This is a genomic window from Delftia deserti (assembly GCF_042653485.1).
GTDB lineage: Bacteria > Pseudomonadota > Gammaproteobacteria > Burkholderiales > Burkholderiaceae_C > Comamonas > Comamonas acidovorans.
In genome coordinates this window covers 1,287,543-1,311,226 of sequence record NZ_JBHSIH010000001.1, presented here as the reverse complement: position 1 = coordinate 1,311,226, position 23,684 = coordinate 1,287,543, and the positions used below count along the sequence as shown (strand labels likewise).

The following is a 23,684-nucleotide window of genomic DNA, read 5'->3' as shown; positions in this document are numbered from 1 at the left end:
AGAGGCCCCAAAACGAGCCTTTTCCATCGCTGGCCTGCAATATCGTACGTGCCATGACAACAAACACCACATGGAACCGCGCCTGGCCCCTGCTGGCCGTGCTGGGCTCGGTCACGGCACTGGGCGTGGGCACCTCACTGGCCAAGCAGCTTTTTCCGGTGCTGGGCGCCCAGGGCACTTCGGCATTGCGCGTGGGCTTTGCCGCGCTGATTCTGGTGGCCATCTGGCGGCCCTGGCGCTGGACGCTGGCCCGTCCCCAGGCCTGGGCGCTGCTGCGTTTCGGCGTGGCGCTGGGCGCCATGAACCTGCTGTTCTACATGGCGCTGCGCACCATTCCCTTTGGCCTGGCCGTGGCCATCGAATTCTCCGGTCCGCTGGCCGTGGCCATCTACCACTCGCGCCGGCCGGTGGACTTTGTCTGGCTGGCGCTGGCCGTGGCGGGGCTGGCCCTGATTTTGCCGATAGGGGGCGCCGGCGCGGGCGGATTGGTGCTGGAGCCCGTGGGCATTGCCTGCGCCGTGGGCGCCGCCATCTGCTGGGCGCTGTACATCCTGCTGGGGCAGCGCCTGGGCAGCATTCCCAGCGGCCAGGCCGTGTCGCTTGGCCTGGTGTTCGCCGCCATGGTCGTGGTGCCCTTCGGCGTGGCCGAGGCGGGGGCCAAGCTGCTGCAGCCGTCCATCCTGGCCTTCGGGGTGGTGGTGGCGGCCATCTCCAGCGCCTTGCCCTATACGCTGGAGATGATGGCCCTGCGCCGCCTGCCGCCCGCCACCTTCGGCATTGCCCTGGCCACGGAGCCTGCGATTGCCGCCCTCATGGGCATGCTGCTGCTGCATGAGCACTTGGTGGGGGCCCAATGGCTGGCCATCGCCTGCATCATGGGCGCGGCCATGGGCAGCGCCATTACGCGGCCCGCCGCGGCGGCCAAGGCGCCGGCCGAGGTGACGCCTGCGGGTTGAGTGGCGATACCTGGGAAGGGGAATGAAAAAAGCGCTGCCGAGGCAGCGCTTTTTGCGGGGACAGGATGCAGCCGACCGGCTGCATTCCTTGCGCCTCAGAACGCAGGAACGACGGCGCCCTTGTACTTCTCGATGATGAACTTCTTCACGTCGGGCGTGTGCAGTGCGTTCATCAGCTTGGCGATGTTGGGATCGTTGGCACGGTCCTGGCGCGAGACCACGATGTTGGTGTAGGGCGAATCGGCGCCTTCGATGAACAGCGCATCCTTGGTGGGATTGAGCTTGGCCTCGATGGCGTAGTTGGTGTTGATCAGGGCCAGGTCCACGTCCGCCAGCGCGCGCGGCAGCAGCGGGGCTTCGAGCTCCTTGAACTTGAGCTTCTTGGGGTTCTTGGCCACGTCCAGCGGTGTGGGGGTCAGGCTCTTGGGGTCCTTGAGCTCGATCAGGCCCTGCTTGGCCAGCAGGATCAGGGCACGGCCGCCGTTGGAGGGGTCGTTGGGGATGGCGATGGTGGCGCCGTCCTTCAGGTCCTTGACGTTCTTGATCTTCTGCGAGTAACCGCCGAAGGGCTCCACATGGACCTTGCCATTGGGCACGGCCACCAGCGAAGTCTTGCGGTCCTTGTTGTAGCTGTCCAGGTAGGGCTGGTGCTGGAAGAAGTTCACGTCCAGCTGCTTGTCCTCGACGGCCGCATTGGGCTGCACATAGTCGCTGAATTCCTTGATCTGCAGGTCGATGCCCTGGGCCTTCAGCGCCGGCTTCACATGGTTGAGGATTTCTGCATGGGGCACGGCGGTGGCGCCGACCTTGAGCACGTCGGCGGCCTGGGCCGTCAGGGCCAGCGTGGCAATCGCGATTGCGGAGAGGGCTTTCTTCAACATGACCGAAGGACTTTCTTCAACGGGTTGCAAAAACGCCATACGCCCGGTGGAATGGTTCTGTGTCGGGCTGTACGGCAGGCAGGCGCATAGTCTAGTGCGGCGCCAGCCGCCGCAATGAACAATTTTGCTATTTGGTTATAAGGCTGTGGCTTTTTATGCAGATTCTTGCGATGCCGCAGCGCTTACCATCGCCATCATGGACCCCGAAATGCTGCAAAAGCTGGTGCAGGTGCAAATGCCCTATGGCAAGTACAAGGGGCGGCTGATCGCCGACCTGCCCGGCAACTATCTCCACTGGTTTGCGCGCGAAGGCTTTCCCAAGGGCGAGTTGGGCCAGTTGCTGGCGCTGATGCGTGAGCTGGACCACAACGGGCTGTCGCACCTGCTGCAGCCGCTGCGCGCCGGGCCGCGCTGAAGCGGCCGCGACACAAAGCAAAAGGCCGCGACAATCGCGGCCTTTCCAGGGAAAAACGCAGGCGGCTTACTTGGCGGCGGCGCGTGCAGCCTCGGCCTTGGCCTTGGCTTCGTCGGCCTTGCGCTGCAGCTCGGCTGCCTCGGTCTCGGCGGCCTTGGCCTTGGCTTCGGCTTCCTTGGCGGCGGCGTCCTTTTCAGGAGTCATGGCGCCAGCCAGCGCATTGCCGGCCATGGAGCCGGCGACCGCGCCCACGGCGGCGGCGCCCAGCGTGCCCATCATGCCGGGGCCTGCTGCAGCTGCAGTGGCAGGTGCTGCTGCCGGAGCGGCGCCTGCTGCAGGCGCTGCCGGTGCTGCGGGGGTGGCAGGAGCTGCCGGGCTGGCAGGCGTTGCCGCCTTGTTGGCGGTGGGGGCCGCAGGCGCCGCGGGCTGGGCAGGGGCCTTGCCGATCGACGCCGGGCGCACGGACTTGCCGCCGCTGCCCATGCGCTTGGCCTGGGCCAGCGTGGGCACGGTCAGGGATGCAATGGCCAGGGCGATCACGGAGGCAGTGGCGCGGAACGAAGTCTTCACGGAAGTTTTTCCAATCATGGTGGTCATGTACACGGTCGGCGCAGGCATGCCTGAGCCGGTCGGCGCGCCACAGGCTGCCCGTATGCGGGCAGGCCTGCGGCCTTGGGTGTCACATGGGGATGGGGGAGGAGATTCCAAGCACCGGCGCGCGGATGCGCCGGCGTACAGCCTGCTGTTGTAGGAGAGCCACCGGCGCTGAGGCGGTGGCCTATGGGGCTGCGTCAAGCATTGTAGAAAAGACTGGGGCTTGCCGGAAAAGCAAGCCCACAGAACATTCTCAGCTATTGATTGCGGAGCAGCGCAGCGGCCTGCGCAAGTCCCTGCCGCCCGTTCTCAGCGCAGCACTTCCAGCAGGCGGTCCAGGCCGCCTTCGGTGATGGAGACCTTGGCCTCGTTGCGCACGCGCGGCTTGGCGTGGTAGGCCACGGACAGGCCGGCGACCTGCATCATGGGAATGTCGTTGCTGCCGTCGCCCACGGCGATGCACTGGTCGGGGCGAATGCCCAGCAGCGAGGCGACTTCCAGCAGCGTGCGGCGCTTTTCGGCGCCGTCGCAGATGTCGCCCCAGGGCTGCTCGATCAGGCCTCCGGTCAGCGCGCCGTCACGCATCTCCAGCACGTTGGCACGCACGAAGTCTATGCCCAGCATGCCGCGCACATGTTCGGCAAAGTAGGTGAAGCCGCCCGAGACCAGCAGCACCTTCAGGCCCGCGGCCTGGGCTGCGCGCACCAGGGTTTCGGCGCCCGGGGAGAGCTTCAGGCGCTCGGCCAGCACGCGGGCCATGTCGGCCTCGGTCACGCCGACGAGCTTGCCCACGCGCTGGCGCAGGCTGTCCTTGAAGTCGGTGATCTCGCCGCGCATGGTGGCTTCGGTGATGGCTGCGACCTCGGCCTTCTTGCCGGTGGCGTCGGCGATCTCGTCGATGCACTCGATGGTGATCAGCGTCGAGTCCATGTCGAACGCGATGAGCTTGTAGTCGGCCAGCTTCAGTGGCGGCTGTATGCCGCGGATCAGCAGTCCGGGCGCGAATTCGGTGACATCGGTCATGGGTGGGGCAGCAAAAAGGGGACGGGCCGCCGGGCTGGCGGGAAACAGGCGCAAATCATATCCAGTGGCGGGCCTGCCGTCAGGCTGCGGGCGGCTGGCGCAGGTAGATGGCGTCCGACCAGGTGGCCAGCCATTGGGGGCGAAACACCACGAAGATGGCGGTGACCATGCCGGTGACCACGGCATCGCCCCAGGCCATGAGCCAGCGCGCGATGCGCGACAGATCCTCGTTGACGCCGGGCAGGGCGTGGCCCGCCGCCTGGGCCAGTAGGGCCGAGATGAAAACGCACAGCACCGTGCCCGCAAAGCCGCGCGCAAGAATGAAGACAAAGATCTGGTGCGGCAGCCAGCGCCGCAGCGCCGCGCCCCAGAGCATGGCCAGCGTGGCAGGCACGATGCCCTGCCAGACCGAGATGCCCAGCGCATCGCCCCAGCCCAGGGCCGGCGACAGCAGGGCGGCCAGCCCGCCCACGATGAGCAGCAGCGGCACGGCCAGAGGCCAGCCCAGCATGAGCACCACCAGCGGCGCAGATGACCACTGCAGTTGCAGCGGCATGCGGTGCAGCGTGGGCAGGGCCCAGATCCAGGGCAGCAGCACGAGCACGCCCAGCAGCGGCGTGACCAGGGGCGAGGCAACGCGGTCCTGCGGGCCGCCCGGACCAGTGCGGCCGGCCAGCATGCGCCAGGGGCGCAGCCACAGCGCGGTGGCCAGGGCCAGCAGGGCAATGCTCGCTTCGAGGAACATGGCTGGAACGACGCGTTCTATGCGGGCTGGGCGGCCTTCGCCTCCACCAGCGGCTGGCCCAGGCTGCGCAGCACGTCGCGCACCATCTGGGCGCGGTCCTTGGGGTTGTCCAGGGCACGCTCGATGCGCAGCTTCTCGTTGCCGGCCAGCTTGATGTGCTTGTTCTTCTGGATGAGGTGGATGATGGCCATCGGGTCCACGGGCGGCTGGGGCTTGAAGGTGATGTTGATGACGCCGGGCGCCGCATCCACCTTGACCACGCCGTAGGGCTGGGACAGCACGCGCAGGCGGTGCACGTCGATCAGCGTCTGCGCCTGGGGCGGCAGCTTGCCGAAGCGGTCCACGATTTCTTCGAGCAGGGTGTCGATCTGGTCGCTGGTGCGGGCCGTGGCCAGTTTCTTGTAGAAGGACAGGCGCAGGTGCACGTCGCCGCAGTAGTCGTTGGGCAGCAGGGCCGGCGCGTGCAGATTGATGTCGGTGGAGGCCGACAGCGGGCTGAGCAGATCGGGCTCCTTGCCGGCCTTGAGGCTGCGCACGGCCTCGGACAGCATCTCGTTGTAGAGCTGAAAGCCCACCTCCATCATGTTGCCGCTCTGGTTCTCGCCCAGCACCTCGCCGGCGCCGCGGATCTCCAGGTCGTGCATGGCCAGGTAGAAGCCCGAGCCCAGCTCCTCCATCTGCTGGATGGCCTCCAGCCGCTGCTGGGCCTGCTTGGTCAGGCTGTCCAGGTCGGGCACCATCAGGTAGGCATAGGCCTGGTGGTGGCTGCGGCCCACGCGGCCGCGCAGCTGGTGCAGCTGGGCCAGGCCGAACTTGTCGGCGCGGCTGATGAGGATGGTGTTGGAGCTGGGCACGTCGATGCCGGTCTCGATGATGGTCGAGCACAGCAGGATGTTGTAGCGCTGGGCCACGAAGTCGCGCATCACGCGTTCGAGCTCGCGCTCGGGCATCTGGCCGTGGGCCACGGCAATGCGTGCCTCGGGCAGGATTTCCTCGAGCTTTTGCTTGCGGTTCTCGATGGTCTCGACCTCGTTGTGCAGGAAGTAGCACTGGCCGCCGCGCTTGAGCTCGCGCAGCACGGCCTCGCGGATCACGCCCGTGCCCTCGTTGCGCACAAAGGTCTTGATGGCCAGGCGCCGCTGGGGCGCGGTGGCGATCACGGACAGGTCGCGCAGGCCTTCCAGCGCCATGCCCATGGTGCGCGGGATGGGCGTGGCCGTCAGCGTGAGCACGTCCACCTCGGCGCGCATGGCCTTCATGGCTTCCTTGTGGCGCACGCCGAAGCGGTGCTCCTCGTCGATGATCAGCAGGCCCAGGTTCTTGAACTGCGTGGACTCCGACAGCAGCTTGTGCGTGCCCACGACGATGTCCACCGAGCCATCGGCAATGCCCTTGACGGCCGCCGTGATCTCCTTGCCCGAGCGAAAGCGCGAGACTTCGGCCACCTTGATCGGCCACTTGGAGAAGCGGTCCACCAGGGTCTGGTAGTGCTGCTCGGCCAGCAGCGTGGTGGGCGCGAGAAAGGCCACCTGCTTGCCGCCCGTGATGGCCACGAAGGCCGCGCGCAGGGCCACCTCGGTCTTGCCGAAGCCCACATCGCCGCAGACCAGTCGGTCCATGGGCTGGGGGCTGATCATGTCCTGGATCACGGCGTGGATGGCGGCGCGCTGGTCCGCCGTTTCCTCGAAGCCGAAGTCGTTGGCGAACTGCTCGTAGTCCTGGGGCGAGTAGCGGAAGGCATGGCCCTGGCGTGCGGCGCGGCGCGCATAGATGTTCAGCAGCTCGGCTGCCGAGTCGCGCACCTGCTCGGCCGCCTTGCGCTTGGCCTTTTCCCACTGCGTGCCGCCGAGCTTGTGCAGCGGCGCGTCCTCGGGCGAGACGCCCGTGTAGCGGCTGATCAGCTGCAACTGGCTGACAGGCACGTAGAGCACGGCGTTGCCCGCGTACTCCAGGTGCAGGAACTCCTGCACGGCCGGCGTGCCGTCAGGGTTCTTCTGACCCATGTCCATGTTGACCAGGCCCTGGTAGCGGCCGATGCCGTGGTCCGAATGCACCACGGGGTCGCCCACCTTGAGTTCGGACAGGTCCTTGATCAGCGCCTCCACATCGCTGACCTGCTCCTGGCGGCGGCGCCTGCGGCCCGTGGGGCTGGTGGCGAACAGCTCCGTCTCGGTGACGAAGTCCAGGCCTTCCTCCACCCAGGCAAAGCCGTTCATCAGCCCGGCCGTGGCAATGCCCACCTTCTCGCCCGCATCGCCCTGGAACTCGGCCAGCGAGTCGAAGACCGGCGGGTTCACGCCCGAGGCGCGGAAGAAGTCCAGCAGGCTTTCGCGCCGGCCATCGGACTCGGCCAGCAGCAGGATGCGGTGGGCGCTGCTGGCAATGTGCCTTTGCAGGCGCGCCAGCGGGTCTTCCGCGCCGCGCACCACGGACAGGTCCTCCAGCTTCTGGAAGATGGCGCTGTCGGCCACGTCCTCGGTGCCGGGGCGCAGCGCGAGCTGGGCGTGCTCCTTGGCGCGCGTGTAGAACTGGTCGGCGGACAGGAACAGCACCTCGGGCGCCAGGGCCGGGCGCTCGGGGTCGCCCTGCACCAGGCGGAAGCGCTCCTTGGTGTCCTGCCAGAAGCGCTGGAAGGCCGGCTCCAGGTCGCCATGCATCACCACGGTGGCATCGGCGCCCAGGTAGTCGAAGACGGTGGCCGTTTCGTCGAAGAACAACGGCAGGTAGTACTCGATGCCGGCCGTGGCGATGCCCTGGCCCATGTCCTTGTAGATGCGGCTGCGCGTGGGATCGCCCTCCAGCAGCTCGCGCCAGCGGTGGCGGAACTTGGCGCGCGCGTCCTCGTCCATGGGGAACTCGCGGCCGGGCAGCAGGCGCACCTCGGGCACGGGGTAGAGGCTGCGCTGGGTGTCGGGGTCGAAGGTGCGGATGGAGTCGATCTCGTCGTCGAACAGGTCCACCCGGTAGGGCTGCAGCGAGCCCATGGGAAACAGGTCGATCAGGCCGCCACGCACCGCGTACTCACCGTGGCTGACCACCTGGGAGACATGCTGGTAGCCGGCCAGGGTCAGCTGGGCCTTGAGCTTGGCCTCGTCCAGCTTCTGGCCGCTCTTGAACTCGAAGGTGTAGCCGGCCAGGAAGGAGGGCGGCGCCAGCCGGTACAGCGCCGTGGTGGCGGGCACCAGCACCACGTCGGCACCATGCTCCTTGTCGCGCTGGTTGATGCGCCACAGCGTGGCCAGGCGCTCGCTGATCAGGTCCTGGTGGGGAGAGAAGCTGTCGTAGGGCAGGGTCTCCCAGTCGGGGAACAGTGCGCAGCGCAGGCCCGGGGCGAAGAAGGCCATCTCGTCGATCAGCCGCTGGGCATCCGAGGCGTCGGCCGTGACGATGGCCGTCACCCGGCCCGCAGCCTTCTCGCGCTCGCCCAGGCGGGCCAGCAGCAGGGCGTCGGCGCTGCCCACGGGACGGGGCAGGGTGAAGCGTTTTCCGGGAGTGAGCTTGGGCAGTTCCATGGTGCTTGGACGTGGGCGCCGCAGCGCCTGGGCGAAGTAACGACAAAACCCCTCGGCACGCGCAGAGGGGTATCGAAGTATTTTAGCCAGCACGCATGGCGGCCATGCAGGCATGCCCGCATGTCCATGGTGGCTCATGGCGGCTCATGGCCGCTCATGGCCGTGCATCGCGGTCACTACAATGCGCCTCCATGACAGATCTGCTTGCGGCGGCTGCGCCCGCGTCCCTGGAGCCGGCCCGGCTGTGGGCCTTGATCCCCTGTGCGGGCACGGGCTCGCGCGCCATCGCGCCCGATGCGCCTGCGCCTGAACTGCCCAAGCAATACCACCTGGTGGCCGGTGCGCCCATGGTGGCGCACACGCTGGCCGCCTTTGCCGGTGCAGCGCGCGTGCACCACACCCTGGTGGTGATCGCGCCTGGCGATGATTTCTGGCGCCAGGGCCTGCCGGGCCCGTCGCCCACGCGCTACTCCACGGCGTCTTGCGGCGGCGCCACGCGGGCCGAATCCGTGACCAACGGCCTGAAGGAGCTGCTGGCGCGCGGCGCAAGCGCGCATGACTGGGTGCTGGTGCACGACGCCGCACGCTGCCTGGTGACGCCCGAACTGATCGATGCGCTGATCGACGCCTGCGAGCACGATGCCGTGGGCGGCCTGCTGGCGCACAAGCTGCCCGACACGCTCAAGACAGCCGTGACCGGGCCTGGCGGCGTGCGCGTGGCGGGCACCGTGGACCGCAGCGACAAATGGCTGGCGCAGACGCCTCAGATGTTTCGCATCGCGCCGCTGCTCGACGCCCTGGAGCACGCGGGATCGGCCGTCACCGACGAGGCCAGCGCCATGGAGGCCGTGGGCCAGCGCCCGCGCCTGGTGCCCGGCGGTGCGCAGAACTTCAAGGTCACCTATCCCGACGACTTTGCGCTGGCTGCCGCCGTGCTGTCGCAGCGCGCGCATGGCACGACGCTGGAACGCTACCGGGGCAAGCGCGACCAGCCGCAGGCGTCGGGCAATCCGTTTTTCTGAACCTGGAATGTTTCACATGAATTTTCGTATTGGCGAGGGCTGGGACGTGCATGCCCTGGTGCCCGGGCGCAAGCTGATCCTGGGCGGCATCGAGGTGCCGCATGAACTGGGGCTGCTGGGCCATTCCGATGCCGACGTGCTGCTGCACGCCATCACCGATGCGCTGCTGGGCGGCGCGGCGCTGGGCGACATCGGCCGGCATTTCCCCGACACCGACCCCGAATTCCGCGGCGCCGATTCGCTGGTGCTGCTGGTGGAGGCTGCGCGCCGCGTGCGCGCCACGGGCCTGGAGATAGGCAACATCGACAGCACCATCATTGCCCAGGCTCCCAAGCTGGCGCCGCACATTCCTGCCATGCGCGAGCGCATCGCCACGGCGCTGGGGCTGGCGCTGGACCAGGTCAACGTCAAGGCCAAGACGGCCGAGAAGCTCGGCCCCGTGGGCCAGCTGCAGGCCATGGAAGCGCGCGCCGCCGCCTTGCTGTTCCGCGCCTGACCAGCGGGGTGCCATCCCCATGCAAAAGGCCCCGGCGATCGTTGACCGATCGGCCGGGGTCTTTGTATCTGCCGAACGTATCTGACGAACGCGCGCTGCGGGCTCAGTCCTCTCCGTCCAGGGCGCCGTCCTGCGCACGCGGGGGCAACTGGCGCTTGATCTGCGGGCGCTGCAGACGCTGCTCGGGCTCGGCACCCTTGGCCACGCCCGAGGCACGCTGCAACTGCACATGGGCGACCAGCCCCCCCGTGGAGGAATTGGACAGCGCAAACACGCCGCCCATGCGCTGCACCGTCTTGTCCACGATGGACAGGCCCAGGCCCGCGCCCGCCGCGGCCGTGCGCGCGGAGTCGCCACGGAAGAAGGGCTGGGTCAGGCTGGCCAGCTGCTCGGGCGGCACGCCCCGGCCATGGTCGCGGATGCGGATCACGACCCAGCTTTCGCGCTCGGATGCGGTCACGTCCACATGCGTGGTTTCGGTCTCGGGCGTCTTGCCGTAGCGGCGTGCGTTCTCGAACAGGTTGGAGATCACGCGCGCCAGTTCCACCTCGTCGGCCAGCACATAGACGCCTTCGGGCACGGCCATGCTGATCTGCAGCTCGCGGTGGTCCTGCACCGCATAGACGCAGGAGGACACCACGGCATGCAGGTTCACCGGGTTGAGGGTCACATGGTCGGGGCGGGCGTAGTCCAGGAATTTGTCGATGGTGGCGTCCAGCTGCACGATGTCGGCCACCATGTGCTCGCGCGCCACATCGTCCACCACGCTCATCTCGGTCTCCAGCCGCAGGCGCGCGAGCGGCGTGCGCAGGTCGTGGGAGATGCCGGCCAGCATCACCGCGCGGTCCTGCTCCAACTGGGCGAGTTTCTGCGCCATGCGGTTGAAGCCGATATTGACCTCGCGGATCTCGCTGGTGACGGCTTCCTCGTCGAGCTGGCTGGCGTCGAAGTCGCCGTCGCGCACGCGGTTGGCCGCATAGCTCAACTGCTTGAGCGGCCGGTTGATCAGGCGGGCAATGGCCGCGGCGCCCGCCAGCGACAGCAGGCCGGCCGTGATCAGCCAGATCAGCCAGGTGCGCCCGCTGGCCGGCGTGAAGCGCGAGCGGTCCATCAGCAGCCAGGTGCGGTCGCCATTGATGGTGAAGCCCACCCACAGGCCGGGCTCGCCATTGACGCTGCGCGCCACGATGGTGCCGTAGCCCAGGCGGCGCGTGAGTTCTTCGGTCAGGCGCTTGCCCAGCGTGCTCTGGTCCAGCAGCTCGAAGCTGTCGCCAGGCTCGCGCGGCAGAATGCGCACGCCTTCCTGGTCGGCCATGGTCTTGATCAGCGAGACACGGTTGATGGCATCCGAATGCACCAGGGCCGCGCGGCTGAGGTTGACCAGCGAGGCGATCTGCTGGGCGGTGTGCAGCGTGCGTGGCTCGAATTCGAAGGCGCGCAGCGTCTGCAGCCAGGCCAGGATGCTGCCCACCAGCAGCAGGGCCAGCAGGCAGAAGGTGCGCCAGAAAAGATTGAGTCCCAGCGGAGAGCGCGCAGTCATGCGTCGCTCGTAGTCGAGCGGCGCAGGGCTGGTGGCGTCATGGGGCGGGACGGTGAAGGAACTCATGGAATGCGGTTCGTCATTCTAGGGGCCGGCTGCGAGATTACGCCTGTGCCGGCCAGCCTGCGTTACCGGTTGTCTCGGTCGACAGGGTGAGGTTTTGGCGCTGCGCATTTGTCGACGGCACATAAAACGTTGCGGCTCCAAGCCAGCGACGCCGAGCAAGAGCCGCCTCGCGGCGGGGGCGCCTAGCCGAGGGCGTCGTCCCCCTCCCGCGGAGCGAGAGAGGGGGAAGGCGCGCAGCGCCTCAGGGGGTGATGCATTTCAGTTCGCGCCATCGGGTACGAACACGTAGCCCACACCCCAGACCGTCTGGATATAGCGCGGTGCGGCGGCATCTTCCTCGATCAGCTTGCGCAGGCGCGAGACCTGCACGTCCAGGCTGCGGTCGAAGGGCTCGAACTCGCGGCCGCGCGCCAGCAGGGCCAGCTTCTCGCGCGACAGCGGCTGGCGCGGGTGGCGTACCAGGGCCTTGAGCATGGCGAATTCGCCCGTGGTCAGCGGCAGTTCCTCGCCGTTCTTCTGCAGCACGCGCGTGCCCAGGTCGAAGGTGAAGGGGCCGAAGCTCACCACCTCGTTGTCGCCGGAAGGCGCGCCCGGTGCTTCCTGCGGCGGGCGGCGGCGCAGCACGGCATGGATGCGGGCCAGCAGTTCGCGCGGGTTGAAGGGCTTGCCCAGGTAGTCGTCGGCGCCCACTTCCAGGCCCACGATGCGGTCCACATCCTCGCCCTTGGCGGTCAGCATGATGATGGGCGTGCGGTCGTTGGCCGAGCGCAGGCGGCGGCAGATGGACAGGCCATCCTCGCCGGGCATCATCAGGTCGAGCACGATCAGGTCCACTGTTTCGCGCAGCAGGATGCGGTTCAGCGCCTTGCCATCTTCGGCAATCATGATCTCGAAGCCTTCCTGCGTCAGGTAGCGGCGCAGCAGGTCGCGGATGCGCGCATCGTCATCCACCACCAGGATCTTGTCGGTGCGGTTGGTCGTAGTGGCCATGTTCATCCTCGGTCGGTCATTTGTAACAGCAGCCATTGTTACCAGCTTGCGCCGAAAAGTCTGGTCAAACCCCCGAACTTTTGCCGTGTGTTACAGATGTTGCGTTTAAATTTAGAACGGAAAATGTGTCTTTAGAATATTTAACTATGGGTTTTCCGTGTTGATGCATTTATCGTTGCAATAATGTTGTGAATGATGGAGGGGGTAGGCCTGACCGGCTCCACTCCTGTCACCATCTGGCGGCATGCCGTAGCGAAAGGGCGGCATGCAGTTGTATCCCTGAACTACCTTTCATTTCAAAGGGTGAACGCATGAGCAAGCTTTCCAAACAGCTGTCCCGCCCCTGGGTCAAGTCCGTTGTCGCGGCCACTGCACTGGCCTGTGCCAGCGGTGCCTGGGCGCAGAGCGCCGCCACGGCGCAGGCCCAGCCGGCCAATGTGGTGCAGTTGTCTGCAGAAGGCTCGGTGGATGTGGTGCAGGACCTGCTGACCGCCACCTTGTCGGCCACGCGCGAAGGGCGCGATGCGGCCACGGTCCAGTCCCAGCTGCAGAAAGTGGTCGAGGCCGCCATGGCCGTGACCAAGCGCAGCGCCCAGTCGGGCCTGATGGATGTGAGCACCGGCAGCTTCGGCATCTATCCGCGCTATGGAAAGGACAACAAGGTGGAAGGCTGGCAGGGCCGTGCCGAGATTCTTCTGCAGGGCCGCGACTTTGCGCGCATCACGCAGACGGCGGCCCAGGTGCAGGACATGACGCTGTCGCAAGTGGGCTTCGGCCTGTCGCGCGAGGCCCGTGAAAAGGTCGAGGGCGAGGCCCAGGCCAAGGCCATCGAGCAGTTCAAGCAGCGCGCCTCCACGCTGTCCAAGAGCTTCGGCTTTGCCAACTACAGCCTGCGCGAGGTCAACGTGAGCAGCAGCGATACCTCGGTGCCCATGCCGCGTCCGCGCATGATGGCCATGTCGGCCAAGGCCGCCGGCGCGGAAATGGATGCCGTGTCCGTGGAAGCTGGCAAGGCGCAGGTGATGGTCCACGTGTCGGGTTCGGTGCAGATGTATTGACCGGGTGACCCGTCCATGAAAAAAGGAGCGCCGTGGCGCTCCTTTTTTGGGAGTGGAGTGGATCGGGTCTGGCCGCGATTACTGCGCAGCCCAGCCGCCATCCATGTTCCAGGCCACGCCGCGCACATTGGCGGCAGCGGGCGAGCAGAAGAACACGGCCAGTTCGCCAAGCTCCTCGGGCGTGGTGAACTGCATCGAGGGTTCCTTCTCACCCAGCAGCAGTTTCTTGGCTTCTTCATTGCTGATGCCGTGCTGCTCGGCCTTGGCGTCCACCTGCTTTTGCACCAGCGGCGTCAGCACCCAACCGGGGCAGATGGCGTTGCAGGTGATGCCGGAGGTGGCGTTCTCCAGGGCCGTGACCTTGGTCAGCCCGACGATGCCGTGCTTGGCCGCCACATAGGCGGACTTCTGCGCCGAGCCCACGAGGCCGTGCACCGAAGCCACGTTGATGATGCGGCCCCAGCCCTTGCCGCCATCGGCCGCCTGCATCATGGGCAGGACCAGGCGCGAGGTGTGGAAGGCGCTGGACAGGTTGATGGCGATGATGGAATCCCAGCGCTCGGGCGGGAAATCCTCCACGCGCGCCACGTGCTGGATGCCGGCATTGTTCACGAGGATGTCGATCTGGCCGAAGTTGCGCACGCTGTACTGGACCATGTCCTCGATGTCTGCCACGCGGCTCATGTCGGCGCCGTGGTAGGCGACCTGGGCGCCGGCGGCCTGGCCTGCGGCCAGCACTTCGGCACGCGGGCCGTCCACATCGCCGAAACCATTGAGCACGATATTGGCGCCCTGGCGGGCCAGCGCTTTCGCGATCCCGAGGCCGATTCCGCTGGTCGAACCGGTCACGAGGGCGGTCTTGCCTTTCAACATAGAGAGTCTCCGAATGAATGTACGATGCAACACAGCCATTATCGGCGCCGGCTCCGCGAATGCGTTTCCATGAATCATCCTACGCTGAACTACGTATCCTGCCCCGCAGTTGCCGGGCGTGCCTCACCCTGGAGCCGTACTGCCAGCCCGGCTGCTCAAGAGAATGCGTCGCACCGCATGGCCTATTGGGAATGGAATCGCACCGGCGATCCGAACCATCCCCATGTCGTGGTCTGCGTGCACGGCCTCTCGCGCCAGGGGCGTGACTTCGACGTGCTGGCCGGGCGGCTCAGCGAACGCGCCCGCGTGATCTGTCCAGACGTGGTCGGGCGTGGCGAAAGCGACTGGCTGCAGGAGCCGGCCGCCTACCAGGTGCCTCTTTACGCAGCCGACATGCTGGCCTTGCTGGCCCAGGTGCATGCGCAGGCGCCTGTCGAACAATTGGATTGGGTGGGCACCAGCATGGGCGGGCTGATCGGCATGGCGCTTGCGGGCCAGCCGGGCCTGCCATTGCCGGTGCCCGTTCGCAGGCTGGTGCTCAACGATGTGGGGCCTGTCATCGAGTGGTCTGCCCTGGAGCGCATAGGTCAGTACCTGGGCAAGGGCGTGCATTTTGAAAATCTTGAGCAGGCAGCCCATGCGCTGCTCTTGATTTCCGAGGGCTTCGGCCCACATAGCGAAGAGCAATGGCTGCGATTGACGCAGCCTATGATGCGCCATGCCGCCGATGGCGGCCTGGTATTGCATTACGACCCGCAGATTGCAGTACCCATGCAGCAGATGACGCCCGAGATGGCCCAGGCCGGCGAAGCGCTGCTCTGGCAGCTGTATGACCAGATCAAGGCACGCGTCTTGCTAGTTCGTGGTGCGCAGTCCGATCTGCTGACTGCGGCCACGGCGCAGGCCATGGCGCAGCGCGGCCCGAAGGCGCATTGCGTGGAATTTGAAGGGGTGGGACATGCGCCCACCTTCGTCGCAACAGGGCAGGTGGCCTTGCTGTGCCGGTTCTTATGGGGAGAAGAGCGCTTGCCAAGCACCATGAATCTTGCCGAGCAGGCCAGGGAGAGTGACGAATGAAGACTGCCAGCAGCGAGGCCGCCGTGCAGGTGCCTTCGCCCGCCGCAGCCGCGCCGGGCCAGGTGCCGGCGGTGCTGCCGCACCTGATCACGGCCACGTCGCAGACCCTGCCCGAACAGGTCAATGCACTCGCCCGCGCGCGCAGCTTTGCCGAGCCGCTGATCGCTACCGAGACCATGGAGTCCGGCGAGAACACGATGGCCCATGCCGATGCGGTGGCCGCCATCCTCAAGACCATCGGTGGCTCCGAAACAATGCAGGCGGCGATCTATCTGGTGCATGCCAGCGTGCACCTGAATCGCCCGCAGGAAGTGATCGCAAAGGCCTTTGGCGAGAATTTCGCCACCCTGGCCGTGGAAACCAACAAGCTCATGCGCGTGCAGCAGCAGGCGCGCGGCGCCGAGCTGGGCGGCCAGTATCTGGACGATGAGGCCACGCAGACCGAGAACGTGCGCAAGATGCTGCTGGGCTTCTCGCGCGATCTGCGTGTCGTGCTGCTGCGGCTGGCCTCGCGCCTGCAGACGCTGCGCTACTACGCGGCCAGCAAGCGCCCGGTCTCTCCCGGCATTGCGCGCGAGGCGCTGACGGTGTTCGCGCCGCTGGCCAACCGGCTGGGCATCTGGCAGATCAAGTGGGAGCTGGAAGATCTGTCCCTGCGTTTCCTGGAGCCCGAGACCTACCGTGAAGTGGCCCGTCTGCTCGACGAAAAGCGCGTGGAGCGCGAGGCCTACATGGAGCAGATGCGGGCACGGCTGGAGGCCGACCTGCGCGCGCACAGCATCAGCGCCACGGTGCAGGGCCGGCCCAAGCACATCTACAGCATCGTCAAGAAGATGCGCGGCAAGTCGCTGAACTTCGACCAGGTCTTCGACATCCGTGCCATGCGTGTCGTCGTGCCCACGATCAAGGACTGCTACGCGGCCCTGTCCTGGGTGCATGAGCAGTTCACGCCGATCGAGGCGGAGTTCGACGACTACATCGCACGCCCCAAGCCCAATGGCTACCAGTCGCTGCACACCGTGGTGCGCGACGAGACGGGCCGTGCCATCGAGATCCAGATCCGCACCCAGGCCATGCACGACCATGCCGAGCACGGCGTGGCGGCCCACTGGGCCTACAAGGAGGCGGGCACCAAGGGCTATGCGGGCGTCACGGCCAGCAGTGAATACGACGCCAAGATCGCCGTGCTGCGCCAGCTGCTGGCCTGGGGCAGCGACCTGGCGGGCGCACACCATCGCGGCCTGTTCGAGGACCGCATCTACGTGCTCACCCCCGACGCGGCCGTCATCGAACTGCCGCAGGGCGCAACGCCCGTGGACTTTGCCTACTCGGTGCACACCAGCCTGGGCCACCGCTGCCGTGGCGCGCGCGTGGACGGCGCCATGGTGCCCCTGAACACGCCGCTGCAAAACGGCCAGACCGTGGAAATCACCACGGTCAAGGAAGGCCGCCCCTCGCGCGACTGGCTCAATGCCGACCTGGGCTATCTGACCAGCAACCGCGCCAAGGCCAAGGTGCGCGCCTGGTTCAATGCCCAGGCCACGCACGAGACCGTGGCGCGCGGCCGGGAGGCCGTCGAAAAGCTGCTGCAGCGCGAGGGCAAGACCGCCGTCAAGCTGGAGGAGCTGGCGGTGCAGCTGGGCTTCAAGTCGGCAGATGCGCTGTTCGAGGTCGTCGGCAAGGACGAGTACTCGCTGCGCAATATCGAGACCGTGCTGCGACCGGTCGAGGTGGAGGAAGAGCCCGAGGAGTTCACCCTGGTGCGCAAGGCGCGCGGCACGGACTCGCCCAAGGGCGGCGTGCTGGTCGTGGGCGTGGACTCGCTGATGACCCAACTGGCCAAGTGCTGCAAGCCTGCGCCGCCGGACGACATCCGGGGCTTCGTCACGCGCGGCAAGGGCGTGAGCGTGCACCGCTCCGACTGCTCCAACTTCCGCGAGATGGCGGCGCGCAATTCCGAGCGCGTGATCGACGTGGCCTGGGGCCAGCCCAAGGCGGCCACCGTGGCGGCGGCCGTCTATCCGGTCGATGTGTCCGTGGAGGCGGCCGACCGGCAGGGCCTGCTGCGCGATATCTCGGAAGTCTTTGCGCGCGAAAAGACCAATGTCATTGGCGTGCAGACCCAGTCCGTCAAGGGAACGGCCTGGATGACCTTCACCGTGGAGGTGGCCGATTCGGGTCGCCTGAGCAAGGTGCTGGGCATCGTGGCCGCCGTGGCGGGCGTGCGTTCGGCGCGGCGGCGTTGAGCATGTTCAGGCATTTTTGCCTGGGCGCTGAAAAAGCCGTGCTAGAATCGCTTTCTCGAACAAACACAGGCGCGTAGCTCAGCTGGTTAGAGCACCACCTTGACATGGTGGGGGTCGTTGGTTCGAGTCCAATCGCGCCTACCAATTTTCCATTGCCAGATGGAATGAAAAAAGCCTTCTGATCACTCAGAAGGCTTTTTTGTTTGGTTTTTTTGTTTGTTTTTTTGTTTGTGCGTCCGCCAACGATGGGGTGACGTGCCGGCCAAGGAGGCGGGCAGGGCCCGCGCTCCTCTGGCAGCGGTCAGGTGCCGATTCCGGCCTGTGCCTGCAGGTAGTCGTTTTGCAGCAGGTACATGCGGATGGCGTTGCGATACTGGCCGTTGGCGAAGAACTCGTCGATCAGCACGCCTTCCTGCACGAAGCCTATGCGGGCGTAGATGTGGATGGCCTTCTCGTTCTCCTGGTCCACATGGAGAAAGATCTTGTGCAGGTTGAGCGTCTTGAACCCATAGTCCAGCGCCAGCCGCGTTGCCTGGGCTGCGATGCCCTGGCCTTGCTGCTCGGGGGCGATGATGATCTGGAATTCGGCGCGCCGGTGGATCAGGTCGATCTCCACCAGCTCGACGAGGCCGGCGCGATCGCCCTGGTGCTCGACGATGAAGCGGCGCTCGGTCTGGTCGTGCACGTGGGCGTCGTAGAGTGCGGAAAGCTCGTCGAAGGTCTCGTAAGGCTCCTCGAACCAGTAGCGCATGATGGCGGCATTGTTGTTGAGCAGATGCACGGAGCGCAGATCTTCGCGCTCCAGGGGTCTCAGGCGGATGCTGTGATTCATGCGCTCATTGTGCGAGAGCCGCGGTATCCGGCTGCAGGCCACGGATTACCAGCCGGTAGATCAGCTCCGCTGCAGTGTCGTAGTCTTCGGCGGTCAGTGCCGGCTGGCCCAGCAGCAGCGCGAACTGGGCCTGCTGATCGGCATAGGCCTGGGTCACGGACCAGAGGATGAACATCAGGTGGGTGAAGTCCACGCGGGCAATCTTGCCCTGCGCCACCCAGCGCTCGAACGCCTGCACGTCTGCCGCCAGTGCCGGGCCCACCTGGCTCGATATGGCATGTCCGAAGCGGGGCGCACCGGCCATCACCTCGCGCGTGAAGACCCTGGAGCCATGGGGCCGTTCGCGCGAGGACTGCAGCTTGGCCCGGATGTAGATGCGCAAGGCCTCTGCAGGGTCGTCGCCCCGCAGCAGGTCGGACATGCCGGCCAGCCACTGCGTCAGCACATCGCCCAGTACGCGCAGGTACAGCTCCTCCTTGCTGGCGAAGTAGTACAGCAGGTTGTGGCGGCTCAGGCCGGCGTCGTGCGCGATCAATTCCAGCGATGCGCCTTCGAAGCCGTATTGCGCGAAGTGCAGTTCGGCCGTCTGCAGGATGTTCAGCTCCTTGCGCAGCCGTGCGGCCGTGGGCTTGCGTGTGGCCGAACGGGCCTGGGAGGAGGGCGCAGTGTCAGAAAGGGTTGCCATTGCGCAGATGGTAAGTCGGGATAAGTTGCGTCATTTTGGTGCGATTGTCTGGCATCTTTCTTGCTGACGACTTTCTGGGTGATTTTACTGATTGGTAAATTTTTTCACCCGCGTACATTCCGTTCCATCCCCAGTGCGCCCGACAAGAGGCGTCACCCACACATGCGAGGACCACGATGAAACCTCCGAAGACTGTGTTGTTGGATCCGGTGCCCTGCAGGAGTCCTTCCTGCGGCCCGCCTTGCGTTGTTCGAGATGGTCCGGCGTGCGCCCGCATGCCGTGGCCCCCTTCACGCCCTCAATCCCGACTCTGGAGGATGCACCATGGATAGCCCCGCGCAACGCGCCTGCGGCATTGCCGCAGGCCGCCTGAACCTGGCCGACTACGCGGCCAATTTCTCGGACGCCCACCCCCCGCTGAACCGCTCGCAAGCCTTGATCGAGGCCGAGCGCTGCTACTACTGCTATGACGCGCCGTGCACCACGGCCTGTCCCACCAGCATCGATGTGCCGGCCTTCATCGCCCGCATTGCCCAGGACAACGTCCGTGGCGCGGCGCGTGAAATCCTCACAGCCAATCCGCTGGGCGGCATGTGCTCCCGTGTCTGCCCCACCGAGCAATTGTGCGAGCAGGCCTGCGTGCGCAACACCCAGGAAGACAAGCCGGTCGAAATTGGTGCGTTGCAGCGCTATGCGACCGATGCCTTCATGGCCTCCGATGGTGCACCGCTGTTCCAGCGTGCCGCCGCCACGGGCCGCAAGGTGGCCGTGGTCGGGGCAGGGCCTGCCGGCCTGACCTGCGCCCACCAGCTGGCGCTGCAGGGCCACGAGGTGGTGCTGTTCGATGCCCGGCCCAAGCTGGGCGGACTCAATGAATACGGCCTGGCCAGCTACAAGACCCCGGGCGATTTCGCGCAAAAGGAAATCGACTGGCTGCTGTCCGTGGGCGGTATCACGCCGCGCAACAACCAGCGGCTGGGGCGTGACTTCACGCTGGATTCGCTGCTGGCCGAGCATGACGCCGTGTTCCTCGGCCTGGGCCTGGCGGGCGTCAATGCGCTGGGCGCGGCCGAGCCGCAGGCCGAAGGCTTGCGCAATGCGGTGGACTTCATTGCCGACATCCGCCAGGCGGCCGACAAATCCACGGTGCCGGTGGGCCGGCGCGTGGTGGTGATCGGCGGAGGCATGACGGCGGTGGATGCGTCCGTGCAGGCCAGGCTGCTGGGCGCCGACGAGGTCACCATGTTCTACCGCCGGGGCAAGGATGCGCTGTCCGCCTCCTGGGTGGAGCAGGAATGGGCGCAGACCCATGGCGTCAACCTGCGGCTGTGGGCCGCGCCCCAGGAGATCCTGGTGCAGGACGGCAAGGTCTGCGGCGTGCGCATGGCCTGCACCCGCATGGATGGCGACAGGCTGCAGGTGACGCAGGAGGTGTTCGACGTGCCGGCCGACATGGTGCTCAAGGCCATTGGCCAGACCTATGTCGGCACGCCGGCGGGCGCGGCCATTGCCCTGCGTGACGGCCGCATCGACACCGACGACGAAGGCCGCACCAGCGTGCCGCGCGTGTGGGCCGGGGGCGACTGCCGCGCCGGTGGCCAGGACCTGACCGTACAGGCGGTGGAGCACGGCAAGGTCGCCGCGCGAGCCATGCACCAGGCGCTGACCAGCGCCGTGGCGGCCGGGGTTTGAGCGGCTGTGCCCGCGCTTTTCAAGGAGCATTGACATGGCAGACATCAGCAGCCGCTTTCTGGGCATTTCCAGCCCCAATCCGTTCTGGCTGGCCTCGGCACCGCCCACGGACAAGGAGATCAACGTCACCCGCGCATTCGAGGCCGGCTGGGGCGGCGTGGTGTGGAAGACGCTGGGCGAGGACCCGCATGTGGTCAACGTGAACGGGCCGCGCTACTCCACCCTCATGGCGCAGGACCGGCGCGTGATGGGCCTGAACAACATCGAGCTGATCACCGACCGGCCGCTGCGCACCAACCTGGAGGAGATGACCCGCGTGAAGAAGGCCTGGCCTGACCGTGCGCTGATCGCCTCGCTGATGGTGCCCTGCGTGGAGGAAAGCTGGAGGCGCATCCTGCCCATGGTGGAGGACACCGGCGCCGACGGGCTGGAGCTGAACTTCGGCTGCCCGCACGGCATGAGCGAGCGCGGCATGGGCGCGGCCGTGGGCCAGGTGCCCGAGTACATCCAGATGGTCACGCAGTGGTGCAAGCAGTACAGCCGGCTGCCCGTGATCGTGAAGCTCACGCCCAACATCACCGACGTGCGTTTTCCCGCGCGTGCGGCCAAGGCCGGCGGGGCGGATGCGGTCTCCCTGATCAACACCATCAACTCGGTGATGGGCGTGAATCTTGACACGCTGGTCATGCACCCCAGCACCGACGGCCAGGGCTCGCACGGCGGCTACTGCGGCCCGGCCGTCAAGCCCATCGCCCAGAACATGGTGGCCGAGATCGCGCGCGATCCGCAGACGGCGGGCCTGCCCATCTCGGGGATCGGCGGCATCACCACCTGGAAGGACGCGGCCGAGTACATCGCACTGGGATGCGGCAACGTCCAGGTGTGCACGGCGGCCATGGTCTACGGCTTTCGCATCGTGCAGGACATGTGCGACGGCCTGTCCAACTACATGGACGCGCACGGCTTTGCGCGCATCGAGGATTTCCAGGGCCGGGCAGTGCCCACGGTCAGGGACTGGAAGGACCTGAACCTCAACCACATCGACAAGGCCGTCATCAACCAGGACAGCTGCATCCAGTGCGGGCGCTGCCATGTGGTCTGCGAGGACACCTCCCACCAGGCCATCACCTTCAGCAAGGACGGCGGTGTGCGCCGGTTCGAGGTGGATGACACCGAATGCGTGGGCTGCAACCTGTGCGTGTCCATCTGCCCCGTGCCCGAGTGCATCACCATGCGCAGCCTGCAGCCGGGCGAGGTGGACGCTCGCACCGGCAAGACGGTCTCCGGCGACTATGCGAACTGGACCACGCATCCCAACAACCCCATGCGCCAGGCCGTGACGGCGCAGGGCTAGAGGGGGCATTGCGGCAGGTCGGCGCACGGACCGCATCCGGGCCGACCTGGCACGAAAAGCGCTTGATGCAAAAGGTCAGACCCTGGATCAGCAATGGATTGGTGATTTCTCTCTTCGAGAAGGAGCTTCGCAATGTCGCATGCCCCGCATTCCGGTGACTCCACAGGCAGCCTGTGGAATCACGACCTCGCGCCCACGCTGCCGAGCCAGCGCACCTGGACCTGGTACCACTTCGCCGCCCTGTGGATAGGCATGGTGATGTGCATCCCGGCATACACGCTGGCCGCCAGCATGATCACCAATGGCATGTCCTGGTCGCAGGCGGTGATGACGGTGTTCCTGGGCAATCTCATCGTGCTGATTCCCATGCTGCTCATCGGCCATGCCGGGGCCAGGTACGGCATTCCCTTCGCCGTGCTGGCCCGCGCCTCCTTCGGCACCCACGGCGCCAAGCTGCCCGCACTGCTGCGGGCCCTGGTGGCCTGCGGCTGGTACGGCATACAGACCTGGTTCGGCGGCATGATGATCTACACCCTGCTGGGCGTGCTGCTGGGCCATCCGCTGGAGGGCGAGAAGATCGCGGGCCTGGGCATCAATGTGGGGCAGCTGGTGTGCTTTCTGGTGTTCTGGGCCATACAGTTCTACTTCGTGGTGCATGGCATAGAGTCCATCCGCAAGCTGGAGACCTGGACCGCGCCACTCAAGATCGTGATCTGCTTCGTGCTGCTGGGCTGGGTCTACCAGAAGGCCGGCGGCTTCGGCCCCATCATGGAGCAGCCTTCGCAGTACGCGCCGGGCGGCCCCAAGGCGGGCCAGTTCATGTCGGTGTTCTGGCCGTCGCTGACCGCCATGGTGGGCTTCTGGGCGACGCTGGCGTTGAATATTCCGGACTTCACGCGGTTCGCCAAATCGCAGAAGGACCAGGTGGTGGGCCAGGCCATCGGCCTGCCCGTGCCCATGGGCTTGCTGGCCATGCTGGCGGTGGTGGTGACATCGGGCACGGTGGTGATCTACGGCAAGGCCCTGTGGGACCCCGTGGATGTTGCCAGCCGCATGACGGGCGCGGCCGTGCTGATCGCGCTCATCGTGCTGCTGATCGACACCGTGAGCGTGAACCTGGCGGCCAACCTGGTGGGGCCGGCCTATGACTTCTCCGCCCTGGCGCCCCGCAGGATCAGCTACCGCGTGGGGGGCTACATGACGGTGGCCATTGCCATCGTGATGATGCCCTGGAAGATCCTGGAGTCCACCGAGGGCTACATCTTCACCTGGCTGATCGGCTACTCGGCACTGCTGGGGCCGATCGCGGGCATCCTGATGGTGGACTACTTCCTGGTGCGCAAAACGCAGCTGGTGGTGGAAGACCTGTACAGGGAAGAGGGCGCCTACCGCTACTCCAACGGCTGGAACTGGGTGGCCGTGGCGGCCTTCGCCCTGGGCGTGGCGCCCAACCTGCCCGGCTTCCTGCACGCGGCGTTCCCCGCTGCATTCCCGAACGTGGGTGATTTCTTCAAGCATGCCTATGACTACGCATGGTTCATCGGCCTGTTCATTGCCGGCGTGGTCTACCGCATCGGCATGGCAGGCCAGGTGGCCAAGGGCGCGCCCGCTCTGAGCAAGGCATAGG

The 23,684-nt window shown here is 66.5% G+C and carries 20 protein-coding genes and 1 tRNA gene; 11 read left to right on the top strand and 10 right to left on the bottom strand.

Annotated features, from left to right (window positions below; genetic code table 11):
- Positions 1 to 53: 53 nt before the first annotated feature.
- A complete protein-coding gene (locus ACFPFG_RS06200) occupies positions 54 to 956 on the top strand; it encodes an EamA family transporter (protein ID WP_183018630.1) in 903 nt (300 codons plus the stop codon).
- Between the two features lie 95 nt (positions 957 to 1,051).
- Here the strand turns inward: ACFPFG_RS06200 and ACFPFG_RS06195 are convergent, their stop codons facing one another.
- A complete protein-coding gene (locus ACFPFG_RS06195) occupies positions 1,052 to 1,837 on the bottom strand; it encodes a MetQ/NlpA family ABC transporter substrate-binding protein (protein WP_183018631.1) in 786 nt (261 codons plus the stop codon).
- Positions 1,838 to 2,033: 196 nt separating this feature from the next.
- On the opposite strand from ACFPFG_RS06195, the gene ACFPFG_RS06190 reads away from it, so the two are divergent.
- A complete protein-coding gene (locus ACFPFG_RS06190) occupies positions 2,034 to 2,252 on the top strand; it encodes a DUF3820 family protein (protein WP_183018632.1) in 219 nt (72 codons plus the stop codon).
- Between the two features lie 66 nt (positions 2,253 to 2,318).
- Here ACFPFG_RS06190 and ACFPFG_RS06185 read toward each other — a convergent pair whose 3' ends face one another.
- The 4 genes from ACFPFG_RS06185 to mfd all read right to left on the bottom strand — a co-directional run bounded on the left by ACFPFG_RS06185 (position 2,319) and on the right by mfd (position 8,126).
- Entirely contained in the window at positions 2,319 to 2,849 is a 531-nt protein-coding gene (locus ACFPFG_RS06185) for an ABC transporter substrate-binding protein (RefSeq protein ID WP_183018633.1), read from the bottom strand.
- 306 nt (positions 2,850 to 3,155) lie between these two features.
- Positions 3,156 to 3,869: a phosphoserine phosphatase SerB gene (gene serB, locus ACFPFG_RS06180; protein WP_016445267.1), complete on the bottom strand. Its 714-nt coding sequence runs from the start codon at positions 3,867 to 3,869 to the stop codon at positions 3,156 to 3,158.
- Positions 3,870 to 3,948: 79 nt separating this feature from the next.
- The gene (locus ACFPFG_RS06175; RefSeq protein WP_380105612.1) at positions 3,949 to 4,614 is read right to left on the bottom strand and encodes a hypothetical protein; all 666 of its coding nucleotides are present in this window, start codon (positions 4,612 to 4,614) and stop codon (positions 3,949 to 3,951) included.
- 17 nt (positions 4,615 to 4,631) lie between these two features.
- The gene (gene mfd, locus ACFPFG_RS06170) at positions 4,632 to 8,126 is read right to left on the bottom strand and encodes a transcription-repair coupling factor (RefSeq protein ID WP_207444023.1); all 3,495 of its coding nucleotides are present in this window, start codon (positions 8,124 to 8,126) and stop codon (positions 4,632 to 4,634) included.
- A gap of 191 nt (positions 8,127 to 8,317) precedes the next feature.
- On the opposite strand from mfd, the gene ispD reads away from it, so the two are divergent.
- Together ispD and ispF are read left to right on the top strand one after the other, a co-directional pair.
- The gene (ispD, locus tag ACFPFG_RS06165) at positions 8,318 to 9,148 is read left to right on the top strand and encodes a 2-C-methyl-D-erythritol 4-phosphate cytidylyltransferase (RefSeq protein ID WP_312378836.1); all 831 of its coding nucleotides are present in this window, start codon (positions 8,318 to 8,320) and stop codon (positions 9,146 to 9,148) included.
- Between the two features lie 16 nt (positions 9,149 to 9,164).
- The gene (gene ispF / locus ACFPFG_RS06160) at positions 9,165 to 9,644 is read left to right on the top strand and encodes a 2-C-methyl-D-erythritol 2,4-cyclodiphosphate synthase (RefSeq protein ID WP_183018636.1); all 480 of its coding nucleotides are present in this window, start codon (positions 9,165 to 9,167) and stop codon (positions 9,642 to 9,644) included.
- Between the two features lie 103 nt (positions 9,645 to 9,747).
- Here ispF and ACFPFG_RS06155 read toward each other — a convergent pair whose 3' ends face one another.
- Together ACFPFG_RS06155 and ompR are read right to left on the bottom strand one after the other, a co-directional pair.
- Positions 9,748 to 11,250 carry an ATP-binding protein gene (locus tag ACFPFG_RS06155; protein WP_012204699.1) on the bottom strand — a complete coding sequence of 501 codons (1,503 nt, stop codon included), beginning with the start codon at positions 11,248 to 11,250 and terminating at the stop codon, positions 9,748 to 9,750.
- A 258-nt stretch (positions 11,251 to 11,508) separates the two neighbouring features.
- Entirely contained in the window at positions 11,509 to 12,246 is a 738-nt protein-coding gene (gene ompR / locus ACFPFG_RS06150) for an osmolarity response regulator transcription factor OmpR (protein WP_017404718.1), read from the bottom strand.
- Between the two features lie 305 nt (positions 12,247 to 12,551).
- Here ompR and ACFPFG_RS06145 point away from each other — a divergent pair, with 305 nt between their 5' ends.
- Positions 12,552 to 13,298, top strand: coding sequence for an SIMPL domain-containing protein (locus tag ACFPFG_RS06145; RefSeq protein ID WP_183018637.1), 747 nt, complete (start codon positions 12,552 to 12,554; stop codon positions 13,296 to 13,298).
- A 78-nt stretch (positions 13,299 to 13,376) separates the two neighbouring features.
- Here the strand turns inward: ACFPFG_RS06145 and ACFPFG_RS06140 are convergent, their stop codons facing one another.
- Positions 13,377 to 14,171, bottom strand: coding sequence for a 3-hydroxybutyrate dehydrogenase (locus ACFPFG_RS06140; RefSeq protein WP_012204702.1), 795 nt, complete (start codon positions 14,169 to 14,171; stop codon positions 13,377 to 13,379).
- Between the two features lie 69 nt (positions 14,172 to 14,240).
- On the opposite strand from ACFPFG_RS06140, the gene ACFPFG_RS06135 reads away from it, so the two are divergent.
- From ACFPFG_RS06135 to ACFPFG_RS06125, 3 genes are all read left to right on the top strand, one after another.
- Positions 14,241 to 15,248 (top strand): alpha/beta fold hydrolase, encoded by a 1,008-nt coding sequence (locus ACFPFG_RS06135; protein ID WP_380105607.1) that lies wholly within the window; start codon positions 14,241 to 14,243, stop codon positions 15,246 to 15,248.
- Entirely contained in the window at positions 15,245 to 17,494 is a 2,250-nt protein-coding gene (locus ACFPFG_RS06130; protein ID WP_183018639.1) for a RelA/SpoT family protein, read from the top strand. The genes ACFPFG_RS06135 and ACFPFG_RS06130 overlap by 4 nt, the downstream gene beginning before the upstream one ends.
- A gap of 67 nt (positions 17,495 to 17,561) precedes the next feature.
- Positions 17,562 to 17,638, top strand: a tRNA-Val gene (locus tag ACFPFG_RS06125).
- A gap of 157 nt (positions 17,639 to 17,795) precedes the next feature.
- On the opposite strand, the gene speG is transcribed toward ACFPFG_RS06125, so the two are convergent.
- Positions 17,796 to 18,326, bottom strand: coding sequence for a spermidine N1-acetyltransferase (speG, locus tag ACFPFG_RS06120; protein ID WP_012204707.1), 531 nt, complete (start codon positions 18,324 to 18,326; stop codon positions 17,796 to 17,798).
- 4 nt (positions 18,327 to 18,330) lie between these two features.
- Positions 18,331 to 19,011, bottom strand: a complete 681-nt coding sequence (locus ACFPFG_RS06115) for a TetR/AcrR family transcriptional regulator (RefSeq protein ID WP_183017418.1) — start codon at positions 19,009 to 19,011, stop codon at positions 18,331 to 18,333.
- Positions 19,012 to 19,335: 324 nt separating this feature from the next.
- Between ACFPFG_RS06115 and ACFPFG_RS06110 the strand changes: the two genes are divergently transcribed.
- From ACFPFG_RS06110 to ACFPFG_RS06100, 3 genes are all read left to right on the top strand, one after another.
- Positions 19,336 to 20,703 (top strand): NAD(P)-dependent oxidoreductase, encoded by a 1,368-nt coding sequence (locus tag ACFPFG_RS06110; protein WP_380105604.1) that lies wholly within the window; start codon positions 19,336 to 19,338, stop codon positions 20,701 to 20,703.
- 34 nt (positions 20,704 to 20,737) lie between these two features.
- A complete protein-coding gene (gene preA / locus ACFPFG_RS06105) occupies positions 20,738 to 22,057 on the top strand; it encodes an NAD-dependent dihydropyrimidine dehydrogenase subunit PreA (protein ID WP_183017416.1) in 1,320 nt (439 codons plus the stop codon).
- Positions 22,058 to 22,189: 132 nt separating this feature from the next.
- Positions 22,190 to 23,683: an NCS1 family nucleobase:cation symporter-1 gene (locus ACFPFG_RS06100; protein WP_183017415.1), complete on the top strand. Its 1,494-nt coding sequence runs from the start codon at positions 22,190 to 22,192 to the stop codon at positions 23,681 to 23,683.
- Position 23,684 lies beyond the last annotated feature (1 nt).

Excerpts from the sequence above, each read along its gene's own strand:
- ACFPFG_RS06175 (WP_380105612.1), bottom strand. The coding sequence starts at position 4,614 with ATGTTCCTCGAAGCGAGCATTGCCCTGCTGGCCCTGGCCACCGCGCTG.
- ACFPFG_RS06200 (WP_183018630.1), top strand. The coding sequence starts at position 54 with ATGACAACAAACACCACATGGAACCGCGCCTGGCCCCTGCTGGCCGTG.
- ACFPFG_RS06145 (WP_183018637.1), top strand. The coding sequence starts at position 12,552 with ATGAGCAAGCTTTCCAAACAGCTGTCCCGCCCCTGGGTCAAGTCCGTT.
- ompR (WP_017404718.1), bottom strand. The coding sequence starts at position 12,246 with ATGAACATGGCCACTACGACCAACCGCACCGACAAGATCCTGGTGGTG.
- ispF (WP_183018636.1), top strand. The coding sequence starts at position 9,165 with ATGAATTTTCGTATTGGCGAGGGCTGGGACGTGCATGCCCTGGTGCCC.
- ACFPFG_RS06140 (WP_012204702.1), bottom strand. The coding sequence starts at position 14,171 with ATGTTGAAAGGCAAGACCGCCCTCGTGACCGGTTCGACCAGCGGAATC.
- serB (WP_016445267.1), bottom strand. The coding sequence starts at position 3,869 with ATGACCGATGTCACCGAATTCGCGCCCGGACTGCTGATCCGCGGCATA.
- ACFPFG_RS06130 (WP_183018639.1), top strand. The coding sequence starts at position 15,245 with ATGAAGACTGCCAGCAGCGAGGCCGCCGTGCAGGTGCCTTCGCCCGCC.
- ACFPFG_RS06110 (WP_380105604.1), top strand. The coding sequence starts at position 19,336 with ATGGATAGCCCCGCGCAACGCGCCTGCGGCATTGCCGCAGGCCGCCTG.
- ACFPFG_RS06185 (WP_183018633.1), bottom strand. The coding sequence starts at position 2,849 with ATGACCACCATGATTGGAAAAACTTCCGTGAAGACTTCGTTCCGCGCC.
- ACFPFG_RS06115 (WP_183017418.1), bottom strand. The coding sequence starts at position 19,011 with ATGGCAACCCTTTCTGACACTGCGCCCTCCTCCCAGGCCCGTTCGGCC.
- ACFPFG_RS06195 (WP_183018631.1), bottom strand. The coding sequence starts at position 1,837 with ATGTTGAAGAAAGCCCTCTCCGCAATCGCGATTGCCACGCTGGCCCTG.
- preA (WP_183017416.1), top strand. The coding sequence starts at position 20,738 with ATGGCAGACATCAGCAGCCGCTTTCTGGGCATTTCCAGCCCCAATCCG.
- ACFPFG_RS06100 (WP_183017415.1), top strand. The coding sequence starts at position 22,190 with ATGTCGCATGCCCCGCATTCCGGTGACTCCACAGGCAGCCTGTGGAAT.
- mfd (WP_207444023.1), bottom strand. The coding sequence starts at position 8,126 with ATGGAACTGCCCAAGCTCACTCCCGGAAAACGCTTCACCCTGCCCCGT.
- speG (WP_012204707.1), bottom strand. The coding sequence starts at position 18,326 with ATGAATCACAGCATCCGCCTGAGACCCCTGGAGCGCGAAGATCTGCGC.
- ACFPFG_RS06155 (WP_012204699.1), bottom strand. The coding sequence starts at position 11,250 with ATGAGTTCCTTCACCGTCCCGCCCCATGACGCCACCAGCCCTGCGCCG.
- ACFPFG_RS06190 (WP_183018632.1), top strand. The coding sequence starts at position 2,034 with ATGGACCCCGAAATGCTGCAAAAGCTGGTGCAGGTGCAAATGCCCTAT.
- ispD (WP_312378836.1), top strand. The coding sequence starts at position 8,318 with ATGACAGATCTGCTTGCGGCGGCTGCGCCCGCGTCCCTGGAGCCGGCC.
- ACFPFG_RS06135 (WP_380105607.1), top strand. The coding sequence starts at position 14,241 with ATGAATCATCCTACGCTGAACTACGTATCCTGCCCCGCAGTTGCCGGG.